Source organism: Nocardia vinacea NBRC 16497 (assembly GCF_000308835.1).
Taxonomy (GTDB): Bacteria; Actinomycetota; Actinomycetes; order Mycobacteriales; family Mycobacteriaceae; genus Nocardia; species Nocardia vinacea.
Window position 1 is genome coordinate 1 of sequence record NZ_BAGN01000076.1, and the last position, 13,819, is coordinate 13,819.

A 13,819-nucleotide genomic window follows, 5' to 3' on the forward strand; every position below is an offset into this window, starting at 1 on the left:
GTCGGGGGAGCTGACCGCCCTGCTCGGCCCGTCGGGTTCGGGCAAGTCGACCCTGCTGCGCTCGATCGCCGGCCTGGAATCGCTGGACGCGGGCATCGTCACCATAGCGGGCAACGACGTGACGCACGTGCCGCCGCAGAAACGCGATATCGGCTTCGTATTCCAGCACTACGCCGCGTTCAAGCATATGACCGTGCGTGACAACGTCGCCTTCGGACTCAAGATCCGCAAGCGTCCCAAGGGCGAAATCGCCAAGCGTGTCGACGAATTGCTCGGCATCGTCGGCCTCGACGGCTTCCAGCATCGCTACCCGGCTCAGCTCTCCGGCGGTCAGCGTCAGCGCATGGCACTGGCTCGCGCGCTCGCGGTCGACCCGCAGGTGCTGCTGCTCGACGAGCCGTTCGGCGCGCTCGACGCCAAGGTGCGCGCCGACCTGCGCACCTGGCTGCGTCGGCTGCACGAGGAGGTCCACGTGACCACCGTGCTGGTCACCCACGACCAGGAGGAGGCCCTCGACGTCGCCGACCGGATCGCGGTGATGAACAAGGGCCGCATCGAACAGGTCGGCAGCCCGGAGGACGTTTACGACCGGCCCGCCAACGAATTCGTGATGTCCTTCCTCGGTGCGGTGGCCCGGCTCAACGGACATCTGGTGCGACCGCACGATATTCGCGTCGGCCGCGACGCCAGCATGGCGCTCGCAAAAGACGAGGGCACCGCGGAGTCGGCGGGTGTCACCCGCGCCACCGTGGAACGCGTTGTGCACCTCGGATTCGAGGTGCGCGTCGAGTTGCGCAATGCGGCCACCGGCGATCTGTTCGCCGCCCAGGTGACCCGCGGTGACGCCGAGGCACTGCAGCTCAACGATGGGGAAACCGTCTACGCCCGCGCCACCCGCATTCCGGAACTGCCTGCGGGATAAGGGCACTATTCGATTCGCGGCGCCCTTCGTGGTTACCCTCCGCTACCGCCTCCGGGCCCGGCGCGCACGCCACGAATTCGACTCCGCTTGATGGCCACGGATTCCGCATACGCGAAATCCGTGGCCATTCCTGGCGTGTCGAAACCTAACTCCGGTTTCCACGTCTCATATTGTGCTGAATGCGAAACACCCGCTAGTGGGTTCCGGTGAATTATCGGAACGTAATCCGATGTGAGCATTCGCAATGGTCGTCGAACGCGGCCCGTATGCGGGCGGCGGGAAGTTGATCGATCACCATGTCAATTCGAAGACAGGTATTTCTGGCGCTGGCCGCTGCCGGCGTCGCGGTGATAATCCAATCCGGTCCGGCGATCGCCGCACCACCACCCGGAACGCCGGCAGTGCGCGCACCGGATGGCCCGGTTATCACCGAGATTCCCGCGGACTCGCCCGAAGTGGCCGCAATCGGTCCGGAATCGGTGGGGAAGCCGATCCCGAACTCATATGCCGGTCTCACCCCGGCGCAGTTGATACCGCACGGAATCGAGGGCGAGCAACGGCATTTCACGCCGAATCCGGAGCAATGGGATAATGCGCGGGCGATTGTCGAAGTGGTCCTGCGTCGCGATCTGCCCGCCTATGCGGCGGTGGTCGCGCTGGCCACCGCACTGCAGGAATCGATGCTGCGCAATCTGACCGAGGCGGTCGATCACGACTCGCTCGGGGTGTTCCAGCAGCGACCGTCCGCGGGCTGGGGTACGCCCCAGCAGCTCACCGATCTGCGCTACGCGACCGGTCGATTCCTGGACGCACTGCTGGCCCACGCGCCTGACTACCAGGCGATGCCGCTATGGCAGGCGGCGCAGGCCGCCCAGCGCTCAGGCTTTCCGACGGCGTACGCGCGGTGGCAGGAGCAGGCCGCGCAGATGGTGTCGCGATTGCTCGGACCACGGCAGGGACCGGTGCGGCGGGTGGCGAGTGCCCAAGCGGTGCTGGGCTGTTGCTGATGAGTTGCCGGTGGGTGTAATGGTTTTGATTTCCCGCACCGGAATCGTTCGCGAATTCCGGTGCGGGGAGTCGGAACTCGTTGCCGGATCGGACCTATCCGGCCAGTGACGGACTGGTCGGTTTCGATAGGGCTCGGGATCGGCTTGCTGCGGCGTATTCAGCAACCTCTGTTGGTGTCCGAGTGGTGGCTGTTTTCGCATGTAAGAACATGTCTCGGAGGCTGGGGCGACGATCTGGCTGCCTGCTGGCAAACGGCGACAGGGCATCGTTGAATTCCGGCGCGCCGTAAGAAGATCCGGCCGCGACATCGGTGCGTCACCTCCCGTACCAGGTGAGCAGGGATCGGTGCTATTGCTATGCAACCTGTGTCAGTGGCGGCGGCATGCGGACAACCGCGTGTCCGGTGGTTGGCAGGCCGGTCGCGGAGTGGTTGCGTGAATAAGGTTCGAAGCAAATCGGCTCGGCGATCAGAGGATTGCGATGGCGGTTGGTCTCGGTTTGAGCATAGGCACGGTGAACACGGTTTCCGCTCTGGCGGAGGAGGGTTCGGCCAAGGCTCCACCCGGTCGCCGCTCCGCCGCTGAACGCTCGCCCGCCGTCACCCGCCGCACCACCCTCACCTTCGACAGCACCGGAACGGCCAGGGTCGGCATGATTCCGCGGCACGGGCGCGCCATCACCGAATTCGCCGATCTGAGTCAACGCAAGACCAAGCAGGCCAGGGTCGGGCACCGCGCGCTCACCGCGGCCGATCTGATCGCGGTTGTCACGGAATGTCTGATCACCGAGGCGCGTCGTGATCGTCGAGCGGTCGGTGCGGGTGTCACGCTGACGCATCCTGCGGGCTACACCGAAGGCCAGTTGGGGGAGTTGCGCGCGGCGCTGGACGCGATCGGTTTGACTCATGTCGCGCTGGTCGCCGAACCCGTCGCGGCGGCCACCTGGCTCGAGGTCGAACGCGGGCCGCTGATGCCGGGCCTAGCCCTGGTCTATGACCTAGGTGGGGCAAGCCTCGATATCACCCTCGTGCGAGTCGGTGCGGGCTGTCCGCGCAATCCGATTGTCGGCGTACCGATCCGTTCGACGGAATTCGGCGGGCGGGCCTTCGGTGCGCTGGTCGCCGCGCGGGCCGGGAACGGGACCGTGCCCGCCTCCATCTCCGGTGTGGTCACCGGTGCCACCGCCGACGAATTGCGCACCATCCATATCCGATCCTCGCTGAAGCTGGTCTATCGCTGTCTGCGGATGGCCGATGTGACCATGGCCGATGTCGACTGTGTGCTGGTGGTCGGCGGTGCGGCCCGGCCGGTCGAGGTGGCCCAGGTGCTCGCCGGTGAACTGGCGCGCCCGGTGATCGCGGCCCCGGATCCAGAACGCACGATCGCCGACGGTGCCGCCATCATGGCGCGTCGCGCCGCCGCCGCGGACGAGGAGGCGACCGGACATCACCATCGGCGCAAACCGCGCAGAGTGACGACGCGCGCCCTTCTACTTTCACGGCGTACCAGGCGCCGCTTGACCCGGGTGGCGATCGCGGTGGGGATGTCGGCCGCTGGAGTGGCGCTCGCGCTGGCGCTGCCCGCCGACACGGTGGTCGCGGGCTTGTCGCAACTCGGGCTGCGGTAAAGGCGGACCCGGCGGCGCCCGCACCGTCGCCGGGGATGCCGATCGCCGGCCAGGTTGACGTGACTCCTCGTAGGTGTAACTATGGGATACAGTAAATGTGTCCCACGAGGAGAGGCAGTGACGACGATGTCTACAGCCGTGACGCCCGCAGTCGATTCCGATCTGGCGAAGGCGCAGGAGTATGCCGCCAAGCTGCTGCTGCTCTCCGAAGGTTCGGTGAACAAGCACTTCGACCCGTTCGAGGACATCGACTGGGACAATCCGGATTTTGCCGCCGATGCCGGTGAAGAGCGCTGGGTGCTCCCGGTATCCGGCGATGCGCTCGGTCGCCACCCCTGGTACCAGGCGCTACCGCAGGATCGGAAGATCGCGATCGGCAAGTACCGTCAAGCCAATGTCGCCAAGGTCGGTCTGCAATTCGAATCCATCCTGATCAGCGGCATGGTGACGCACAGCTTCGGCCTGCCCAACGGTTCGCCCGAATTCCGGTACTGCTCCCACGAAATGATCGAGGAGCACAACCACACCCTGATGTTCCAGGAGATGGTCAACCGGATCGGCATCGACGTTCCCGGTATGGGCCCGCTGGTGCGCAAGTTCAAGTACATCGGCGCGCCGGTGGCCGCTCTATTCCCGAATCTGTTCTTCATGGCCGTGCTCGCGGGTGAGGAGCCGATCGACCACATTCAGAAGGCGATCCTGCGTTCGGGTGAGGACGTGCATCCGATTATGCGCGGCGTGATGGCGATTCACGTCGCCGAGGAGGCGCGCCACATTTCCTTCGCGCACGAATTCCTCAAGCAGCATGTGCCCGATAAGAATGCGGCCAATAAGTTGGTGCTCTCGATCGTCATGCCGATCGTCATGTTCATCCTCGGCCGCTCCATCTACACACCGCCCCGGTCGTTCTTCAAGGAGTTCGATATCCCGGACGAGGTGCGCAAGGAGCTGTTCTACGGTTCGAAACAGGCCAAGCAGGAGTTCAGCGACTTCTTCGGCGATGTGCGCACGCTGGCCGATGACATCGGGCTGATGAACCCCATCGGCAAGGCGGTCTGGAAGCTGCTGAAGATCGACGGCCACACCACCCGCTACCGCTCCGAGCCGTTGCGCACGGCCAAGGCCGGCTGACGTGCCGTACGTCGTCACGCAGTCCTGCTGTAGCGATGCGTCCTGCGTCTATGCCTGCCCGGTCAACTGCATCCATCCCACGCCCGACGAACCGGATTTTCTGACGGCGGAGATGCTGTATGTCGATCCGCAGGCGTGCGTGGACTGCGGCGCATGTGCGAGTGCGTGCCCGGTCGATGCCATCACGTCGTCGAAGAAGCTGACCGACGAGCAGAAGCCGTTTATCGAGATCAATGCCGACTTCTATCGGCAGGCGCGGCCGCGGCCGCTGCTCGCGAAGCCGGTGCCCGCGGCCGAGATCCACACCGAGCGTCAGCCGTTGCGGGTGGCGATCGTCGGGTCCGGGCCCTCGGCCATGTACGCGGCCGATGAACTGCTGACCCAGCCCGACGTCACTGTGACGGTCTTCGACCGGCTTCCGGTACCCCACGGACTCGCCAGGTACGGCGTCGCGCCGGACCATGCCAAGACCCGGCAGGTCAACAAGCTCTTCGATATCATCTCGGCGCAGCCCGGGTTCGAGTCGTATCTGAATATCGAAGTGGGCAAACATATTTCGCACCAGGAGCTGCTCGCGCACTTCCATGCGGTGATCTATGCGGTCGGTGCGTCCTCGGATCGTAAGCTCGGCATTCTTGGGGAAGATTTGGCGGGCAATGTATCTGCCACCGACTTCGTCGCCTGGTACAACGGGCATCCGGATCATGCCGGGCGCACCTTCGATCTGTCGCAGCGCCGAGCCGTCATCGTCGGCAATGGCAATGTGGCCCTCGATGTGGCGCGCATTCTTGCTTGCGATCCGGAAGCGTTGGTGGGCACTGATATCGCACCCCATGCGTTGCAGGCACTGCGGGAGAGCAAGATCGAGGAAGTGGTAGTGCTCGGTCGGCGCGGTCCGGCCGAATCCGCGTTCACCGTACCGGAATTCGTCGGGCTGCTCGGCGCGGATGTCGATATGGCAATCGAGGGTGAACTGCCCCCGGTGACCGATGAACTGCCGTATCAGGTCGAGCAGAAGTTGCGGTTGCTGCATACCGTAGCGACTGGTGACAGGTCGCTCGAAAGGGCCGGCGTGGCCGAGCGGCCGCTCGGTGCGCGCAAGCGGATCGTGTTCCGATATCTGTCCGCGCCGACCGCGATTCTGGGCGCCGACGAGGTGACCGGTATCGAGCTGAGCCGCAACGAACTCGTCACCGATCCGGATGGTCGTGTCCGTGCGGTGGCGACGGGGGAGACCGAGCGGTTGGATACCGGGCTGGTGCTCACCTCGGTGGGTTATCGCGGTGTTGCCCTGCCGGGCTTGCCATTCGACGAGCAGTCCGCCGTGATCCCGAATCTGAACGGCCGCGTGCTGGAACAGTCCGGTGGTGCGGTACTGCCCGGAACGTATGTCACCGGCTGGATCAAGCGTGGTCCCACCGGATTCATCGGTACCAACAAATCCTGCGCGCAGGAGACGGTTCGGCAGTTGGCCGATGATTTCAACGCCGGTCGGTTACGTGAACCGGCAGGCAACGCGGCGGATTTCGATCACCTGGTGCACCGTCGCCGACCCTCGGTCCTGTCCCGCCGAAGCGCGGTGCGAACCGGTATCGTGCGGCGCCTGCTCGCTCGCGCCTGAGCGGCGCAAGCGCGCCCATGTCTCATTCGGCTGTGTAACGGTTTTCGCCTCCCTCCGACATGTTGGGTGCGCGGTTAGGGTCCGTGACGACGGTTGGCACCTCGGCGCACGGCGACGCGATGAGGGCGAATGTCGGGCCGAGGTGCCGATTGGCGACTATTTGGCGGTGAACCCACCGTCGATCGCGAGCGCCGCACCGGTGATGAAGCTGGCCTCATCGCTCAGCAGGTAGGCGCAGAACGAGGCGATCTCCGTCGGCTTGCTGATCCGGCCGAGCGGATGCAGTGCGGCGATGGCCGCTTCACCCTCCGGCGTCGCACCCATCGAGTTGCGGAAAGCTGGCGTATCGACCGCGCCGGAGACCAGCGCATTCACCCGAACACCCTGTTCAGCGGCCTCCAGCGCCACCGCGCGGGTCAGCCCGACGACGCCGTGTTTGGCCGCCACATACGGCGCCACCGAACCCATGCCGACCACGCCGAGGTTCGACGCGTTGTTGAGGATCGCGCCGCCGCCGGAGGCGACAATCGCCGGAACCTGGTGGCGCAGACCGTAGAACACGCTGGTCAGATTGAGTTCGAGATCGGCGCGCCACCCCGCCTCGTCGATCTGCTCGATCGGGCCGAAGGCATTGACGGCGCCCGCATTATTGAATGCCGCGTCCAGCCGACCGTATTCGGTGAGTGCCGCCTGGGTCAGCCGGGCCACATCGGCCTCGACGGTGACATCGGTCGGCACGAACATCGCCCGGCCACCCGCTGCACGGATATCGGCCGCGACCTGCTCGCCCGCGTCTTTACCACGAGCGCCGAGCACGACCGCCGCGCCCTCGGTCGCCGCCCGCATGGCCACCGCCTTGCCGACACCCGAGCTGGCCCCGGTGATGAGCACGACCTTGTCCGCGAAACGTGTCGACATCGTCTTCGAATTCCCTTCTCGTTCTTGTGATTTCATGAGCGACGAGGTGGCGCGGGAACTCGGTTCGTCCGAGCGCTTGCTCATCGCTGAATCCAGTCAAGCGGTCGGAGAGTGGTGCTGCTGGCGGAAATCAGCCGTCGAGTTTGACATGTCATGTTCCGACAGTTGGGACGCACGTGCTATGAAATCTACAGCGCTGGCAACAGATTGGTTACCGACCAGTCGGTGTGTGTTGTCGGTTCTGGGTGGTTCTGTTCGGTATGGCAGATCTGGGGCTCGATTCGAGTTACTGTGCGGTAGCGGAATCTGGCTTACCGCAGTGGAATCGGGCCTTCGGTCGCGAAACGCCGGACGTCCAGGGGAGTGGATGAATCTTTTTCATGTGATCTAGCTGGGAATTTGAATCAGAGTCAACGGAAGCCAAACGTTTCATATCAATTCGACATCCGAATCGATCCGGCAGCAGCTAACCTGTGGGTGCTGTTTGGGAAGCGACCGCGGCCACATGGATCTCCTGTGTGATGGACGTGGTCTCGGTGCGTTGACGGGATAGCGAATGACTACAGGTCTGGGTTTCAGCATCGGTTCAGTGAACTCCGTATCCGCCATGGTGACCGGCGAGCGGCCCTTGTCGTCGGTGCGGACGCGCCGCACGGCGGTGACCTTCGACAGTGCAGGTAGCATCCGAATCGGGGGGATCCCCCAATTCGACATGGCCGTAACGGATTTCGCAGATCTGGCGCGTGACCCCGAGTCGGTGGTCGTGGGCGGTCGGCTCTGGTCACCCGCGAACCTGGTCGCCGCTGTGGTGAACGGACTGCTCGAATCCTTCCCGCCGACCGCGGGAGCCGTGGCCACCTATCCCGCATGCTATTCCGATAAGCAGCTGTCATTGCTGCGGCAGGCATTGAATCTGGCCGGTGCCGCGGATGTGCTGCTCATCCCCGAACCCGTCGCGGCCGCGGAGTGGCTCGAACAGGAACGTGGACCGCTGGAGTCCGGATTCGTGCTGGTGTACGACCTCGGTGGGGCCAGCCTCGATGTGTCGATGGTGCGGGTCGGACCGGACTGGGACGATCACCCGATCGTCGGAAAGTCCGTTCGCTCATATGATTTCGGCGGCCGGCCGCTCGGTTCGATGATCGCGCGGTATGCCCGGGTCGCCGAACCCGGCGACAACGGGTCGATGCTGCAGATGACCTCGATTGTCGATATCTCGAGCATGCGCGCCCAGCACATCCGGGATTCCCTCGATGTGGTCCACGAATGTGTGGAATCGACGGGACGGTGCCTGTCCGATATCAGCTGCATCCTGCTGGTCGGTGGCGCCACCCGGCCCGTCGAGGTCGCGCGCATCCTTGCCGAACTCGGCCGACCGGTGGTGATGTCGAGCGATCCGGGGCAGACCGTCGCCGTCGGCGCCGCCGGCTATGCGGCCCGCAGCTTCGCACCGCTGTCGACCGGTGGTCGGCATCGAGCGCCGAAGGTCGCCGTATTCTCCAGTGCCGCAGTAGCTTCCGCGGTGGCGGTATCGGCCGTCACGGTATTCGGCGGCCCGAATATTTCGCAGATGCCCGCCCTGGTGGATGCCTCGCCGGGCATCTTCCCGATGGACAATTTGCTGCTCGAGCCCGATGTCGAGGCGCTCGCCGAGGCCGGTTCCGCTGCGGTTGGTTGGGCGACCACGGCAGCGGGTTTCGGCTATTCCGGTCGACCGGCCTACGGGATCGCTCCCGTCGCCCATACAACGCCGATCGGACCAACGATCGGCCCGTCCGTGGCCGAGGCGCACGGCGGCAGGCACAGCGAACCACATGGTGGGACAGCACATTCCGGTGGCGTCACCTATGCCAATCCGGCCCGGTTCCTGAACCCGCTGCCATTCATCCGAAGCCCGCGGACGATTCCCGCCGTGCCCAACCAGCCTGCCCCTGGTACGCCCATCCCGAGCGTCAGCCTTCCGGGTTCGGTTCCCGCCCCGGCTAATTCGACTCCCGCGGTTCCCGCTGGCACCGCAACGACCCCGGGTACCGCGACCCCGGCGACCGGCGGCACCTCGACGGGCACTGATGTACCGGGTGCGACTACAAGCGAAACATCCACCGGGACTGTGACATCGGGCGGAACCGCCTCCAATGGCAACTCCGGTGGCAGCACGGGTGATGCGTCCGGCGGCACGACTTCGGGCACGAGCGGTTCGACGTCAGGCACGAGCGGTTCGACGTCGGGGAATTCCACCAGCGGCGGTTCGTCGGGTAGCACCTCGGGCGGCTCGACAAGCACCGGCGCTTCAGGTGGTTCGACCGACGGCAGCACCGCGGGCGGTTCTGCGGATGGTGGCGCATCCGGCGGCTCCACGAGCGGTGGTGGATCGGGCTCGACGGGTGGCGATGCGTCGGGAGGCTCCACGAATGGCGGTACTTCGGGCGGCTCCGCGAGCGGCGGTACCTCGGGTGGTTCGACGGGCGGTGGTATGTCAGGTGGTTCGACGGGCGGTGGTTCGACGGGCGGTGGTTCGACGAGCGGTGGTACGTCAGGTGGTTCGACGGGCGGTGGTTCGACGAGCGGTGGTACGTCAGGTGGTTCGACGAGCGGTGGTATGTCGGGCGGATCGACGAGCGGCGGCACGGTCGGCGGTTCGACCGGTGGCGGGACCTCAGGCGGGACCAGCGCCGGTGCGACCGGAGGCAACTCCTTCAACGGTAGGTCCTCCGGCGGAAACACTTCCGGCGGCGGCACCAGCTCCGGCGGCGCCTCCTCCGGCGGAGGCTTCTCACACGGTTCGGGTGGCGGTAGCGGTGGTGGCGGCGGCCGCAGGTAGTTCGCGGTAGTACTCCTCGGGAGGGTTCCGCGGTGCCTCGCCCCGGCGGAGGTACGCAGCCGAATTGCGATCGCCGATTGAGCGCGGACCGAGGCCGACCTTAGACCTCTCGATCGCACCGGTCGGTGGAACGGGCACATGCCGTTCCTGGCGGGTTGTCGGAAGTGATTGTCCGGTAGTGACTTTCGTGCGTATCAGCAGTTTGTCGGTTTGTGGGCAGCATGATGTGGGTCGTGACGTTTCACCGAGCGGGTGGCCGAGGCCGAGCACCGAACCGGGTGGCGGCGGAACGGGTGTTGGCCGATCGTGGGGCGGTGCCCGCAGTCGATCGTTTGGTGGTAACTCCTTAGCGGATCACTAGTGCCCGCCTGCGTGGGTGCGCGCCACGACTGGGGTCCTGACCGTTCGACCGAGGCGCGGTCGAGCCCCCGCATAGAGCTGGCTGATTGCGCACGTCGGCGGAACAGTAGAGCTGGTGGCACTTCGTGCCGAGATCCTTTGGTGAATCAGTATGGATGGTTCAAGTGGGGTGGGCCTGGCAGAGGTGTTGGAGTCCGTAGTCGATCGGTGGGGCACAGCGTGTGAACGGTTACTGCCGCAGCTTCGGCGGTTGCGTGAAACTCGCTGGTCTGCACGGCTGTTGGCTGCGTTGTAAACTGCCGCGCGACTGCGCAGATCGACATCGTTCGTCGGGATTCGCAATACTTGGTGCGGGAGTACGGCTACTGACGTGCCGGGCTGTTGGCAAGGGGTCGGCGTACATTCGGACCGGTCGAATTTCGATGACGCCGAGTGCCATAGCGATGCACAATGGGTTGGTGGTACACGGGGGACCTCAGCTTATTGCGCTGGATGTCGATGGAACGTTGCTGCAGACGGGATCGCCGGTCAGTGAACGGGTGATCGATGCTGTGCGGGCGGCGGTGGCGGCGGGGGCGCATGTGGTTGTGACGACCGGGCGGACGTTGATGACGACGCGGCCTGTGCTGCGGGAGCTCGGGCTGGTCGATGGACATGCGTTGTGTTCCAACGGTGCGGTGCACGTCGATGTGGCGAAGGGACAGCCGGTGGCGGTGCAGACCTTCGATCCGGGGCCCGCGGTTGCCGCCTTGCGCGCACTGTTTCCGGAGATGATCTTCGCGGTGGAGAAGGTCGGCATCGGCACCTGGGCCACCGGGGTCAGTCCGGGCGAATTCTCTATCGGCGAATACGTTCTCGTCGATGACGGCGCGTTGAGCAGCGAGCCGACTCCGCGACTGAACGGTTGGTGGCCCGACGGTTCCCTGGAAGAGATGCTGCGCCTGCTCACCCAACTGCGGGTACCTGGTGCGAGCTGGGTGCACGGCGAATTCGGCCCGTGGCTCACTGTTTCGCGCCGCGGCGTCTCCAAGGGTTGGGCATTGGAGCGACTGCGAACCGCACTCTGCATCCCCCGCGCCGCCACCCTCGCCATCGGCGACGGCTACAACGACCGCGAAATGCTGCACTGGGCAGGACATTCCGTAGCAATGGCGAACGCACCGAACGAGGTCCGCAACTGGGCGGACGAAGTCGCCGACGATGTCGCCGACGACGGCGTCGCCAAAATCCTGGAGCGCTGGTTCGGCCGCTGACCTGGACCGATGATCACCACCGTGCGTTGGAGGCGGCAAACATTGGACCCGCCACCAACGAATTCTCGGGGCAGGGCATGCTTCGGGTGGCGTCGCGAAGAGCGGGCGGACCCCGCGAGCCCTGGCCACTATTGCGTTCTCAGAGCAAGGCGAAACTCGGGATGCGCTCCGTTGAGTGCGGGCAGACCTCGAGAGCACCCCGCCGCCAAATCCTGGAGCGCTGGCTCGGCCACTGACCTGGACCGACGATCACCATGCGTGAGTGGCGGCAAACCCCGAGAGCACCCCGCCGCCAAGCATTCTCGGGGCAAGGCAGGCGGGTGGCGTTGTGGAAGGGCGGGAAGCCTCGAGAGCGCCTCGCCGCCAAGCGTGCCCGGGGCAAGGCAGGCCTTGGGGTGGCGTCGTGAAACGGGCAAACCCCAGGAACGCTCGCCACCATTGCATCCCCGGGGCACCCCTGGGCGGCCGCTTACGCGCGGCCGAGGATCTCCAGGTAGTGGGGGTTCTGCATGATGCCGAGGACGTTGCCGAAGGGGTCTACTACCGAGGCGGTGATGAAATCTCCGTTGCCGCGCGGCGTGATCGGCTCGTACTCCTTGGCTCCGAGGGCCACAAGTCGGTCGAAACTTGCCTGTACATCGTCGACATGCCAATTCAGGATGGCTCCGCCGGGGGCGTTCTGCGCGCCCGCGGGGGCGAATTTCCGATTGATGATCCCCAGTTCGTGCTGGTAGTCGCCGATACGGAATTCGTAGTATCCGCCGGGCACCGCGTAGTACGGCTCGAGGCCGAGGACCTCGGTGTACCAGTCCTTCGCGGCCTCGAGGTCGTCGGCATAGAACGAAACGGTGGCCATTCCTCGCAACATCTTGGTCTCCTCTGATCGGGGTCTTCTTTGCTTGTGCGATCCATGATTCCGCCTAAAGTGCTCACCGAATGAGCACTTTTTTCGGCAGAATTGTGCTCATGCGAGCAGACCGATTGGTGGCGACACTGTTGCTGATGCAGACCCGCGGACGGGTGACGGCTTCCGAGATCGCCACCGAACTCGAGGTATCGATCGCCACCGCGCGCCGCGACCTGGAGGCGCTCTCGGCCGCAGGAGTTCCGGTCTATCCGCAGCCGGGTCGGGGCGGCGGCTGGTCGCTGGTCGGCGGCGCGCGCACGGATCTCAGTGGCCTCACCGAACCGGAGGCTCGCGCGCTGTTCCTGCTGGCCGGACCGTCCGCGAGCGCGGTGCCCGAGGTGAAATCGGCGCTGCGCAAGCTGGTGCGCGCCCTACCGCAGACCTTTCGCACCGATGCGGAGGCAGCGGCCGATGCGGTGGTGATCGATCCCGCGCGCTGGGGTGAGCACGATCAGACCCGGCCCCAGCTCGTGGAATTGTTGCAGCGCGCGGTAGTTCAACGCCGCAAGGTGCAGCTGACATATGAGCGGGCGGGGGAGCGCACCCGTCGCGTCGTCGACCCGTGGGGCCTGGTCGACAAGGACGCCATCTGGTATCTCATCGCAGGCACCGACCGTGGCAGGCGCACCTTCCGCGTCGATCGCATCGTCGATGCCGCGATCACCGACGAAATCGCCCACCGCCCTGCGGATTTCGATCTGTCTACCGTCTGGACGGAGGTGGTCGGCGAGGTCGAACAACGTCGTGCCGCCACATCCGCCACCGCACTCATTGCACCGCAACTACTTCCGGTCCTGCGCAAGCAGCAGGGGCGGCACTGTGAGGTGGATGGTCCGGTTGCCGACGGTCGCGTTCAGGTCCGCATCACCGCACCGACACCACGCATGATCGCCCAACAATTGGCGGGCTGGGGTGCCGAAATCGAGGTTCTGGCACCGCAATCGGTACAGGCCGAGTTGGCTGTACTCGGTGCGGAACTCGTCGATCGATACGGTAAGTGACCGCACGGCAAACCGAATCTTGACCGTGCACCGCGATGATCATGATACGCGCTCTCTCATGATCGAAATCGCTTGTGGCGCACGGGTTGCAATCGCATAAACGGTTGGCTGGGAATAGTTCCGGTCGCGGCTGATTCGGATGCGAAGAACCACGGTCCGCTGGCCAATGGCGCCGCCGCGGGTGCGCTGGTGCAGCTGGTTCGGGTGTGCTGGTGCAGCTGGTTCGGGTGTGCTGGGTGCTGCAGCGCGCC

10 protein-coding genes are annotated in these 13,819 nt (G+C 65.3%); 8 read left to right on the top strand and 2 right to left on the bottom strand.

The annotated features are described in order from the left end of the window. From ON44_RS09025 to ON44_RS09045, 5 genes are all read left to right on the top strand, one after another. The coding region (locus ON44_RS09025) for a sulfate/molybdate ABC transporter ATP-binding protein (RefSeq protein WP_040687936.1) at positions 1-922 on the top strand (922 nt) is incomplete at its 5' end. A gap of 296 nt (positions 923-1,218) precedes the next feature. Next, positions 1,219-1,929, top strand: coding sequence for a hypothetical protein (locus ON44_RS09030; protein ID WP_051181789.1), 711 nt, complete (start codon positions 1,219-1,221; stop codon positions 1,927-1,929). 514 nt (positions 1,930-2,443) lie between these two features. Then, positions 2,444-3,556 (top strand): Hsp70 family protein, encoded by a 1,113-nt coding sequence (locus tag ON44_RS09035; protein ID WP_245567073.1) that lies wholly within the window; start codon positions 2,444-2,446, stop codon positions 3,554-3,556. 126 nt (positions 3,557-3,682) lie between these two features. After that, on the top strand, positions 3,683-4,687 hold the full coding sequence (locus ON44_RS09040; protein ID WP_040687941.1) for an AurF N-oxygenase family protein: 1,005 nt from the start codon (positions 3,683-3,685) through the stop codon (positions 4,685-4,687). A 1-nt stretch (position 4,688) separates the two neighbouring features. Then, complete coding sequence (locus tag ON44_RS09045; RefSeq protein WP_040687944.1) at positions 4,689-6,308, top strand: FAD-dependent oxidoreductase; 1,620 nt, start codon at positions 4,689-4,691, stop codon at positions 6,306-6,308. A 156-nt stretch (positions 6,309-6,464) separates the two neighbouring features. On the opposite strand, the gene ON44_RS09050 is transcribed toward ON44_RS09045, so the two are convergent. Continuing rightward, a complete protein-coding gene (locus ON44_RS09050; protein ID WP_040687946.1) occupies positions 6,465-7,226 on the bottom strand; it encodes an SDR family NAD(P)-dependent oxidoreductase in 762 nt (253 codons plus the stop codon). A 589-nt stretch (positions 7,227-7,815) separates the two neighbouring features. Between ON44_RS09050 and ON44_RS46610 the strand changes: the two genes are divergently transcribed. Together ON44_RS46610 and ON44_RS09060 are read left to right on the top strand one after the other, a co-directional pair. Beyond that, positions 7,816-10,047 (top strand): Hsp70 family protein, encoded by a 2,232-nt coding sequence (locus ON44_RS46610; protein WP_169338050.1) that lies wholly within the window; start codon positions 7,816-7,818, stop codon positions 10,045-10,047. 803 nt (positions 10,048-10,850) lie between these two features. Next, a complete protein-coding gene (locus ON44_RS09060) occupies positions 10,851-11,660 on the top strand; it encodes an HAD family hydrolase (RefSeq protein ID WP_040687948.1) in 810 nt (269 codons plus the stop codon). Positions 11,661-12,129: 469 nt separating this feature from the next. Here ON44_RS09060 and ON44_RS09065 read toward each other — a convergent pair whose 3' ends face one another. Beyond that, entirely contained in the window at positions 12,130-12,528 is a 399-nt protein-coding gene (locus tag ON44_RS09065) for a VOC family protein (protein ID WP_040687951.1), read from the bottom strand. 98 nt (positions 12,529-12,626) lie between these two features. Between ON44_RS09065 and ON44_RS09070 the strand changes: the two genes are divergently transcribed. Continuing rightward, positions 12,627-13,568, top strand: coding sequence for a helix-turn-helix transcriptional regulator (locus tag ON44_RS09070; protein WP_040687952.1), 942 nt, complete (start codon positions 12,627-12,629; stop codon positions 13,566-13,568). The last annotated feature ends 251 nt before the right edge of the window (positions 13,569-13,819 follow it).

Bases quoted from the DNA above. Each gene is read 5' to 3' on its own strand.
- ON44_RS09030 (WP_051181789.1), top strand. From the start codon at position 1,219: ATGTCAATTCGAAGACAGGTATTTCTGGCGCTGGCCGCTGCCGGCGTC.
- ON44_RS09040 (WP_040687941.1), top strand. From the start codon at position 3,683: ATGTCTACAGCCGTGACGCCCGCAGTCGATTCCGATCTGGCGAAGGCG.
- ON44_RS09050 (WP_040687946.1), bottom strand. From the start codon at position 7,226: ATGTCGACACGTTTCGCGGACAAGGTCGTGCTCATCACCGGGGCCAGC.
- ON44_RS09060 (WP_040687948.1), top strand. From the start codon at position 10,851: ATGCACAATGGGTTGGTGGTACACGGGGGACCTCAGCTTATTGCGCTG.
- ON44_RS09065 (WP_040687951.1), bottom strand. From the start codon at position 12,528: ATGTTGCGAGGAATGGCCACCGTTTCGTTCTATGCCGACGACCTCGAG.
- ON44_RS09070 (WP_040687952.1), top strand. From the start codon at position 12,627: ATGCGAGCAGACCGATTGGTGGCGACACTGTTGCTGATGCAGACCCGC.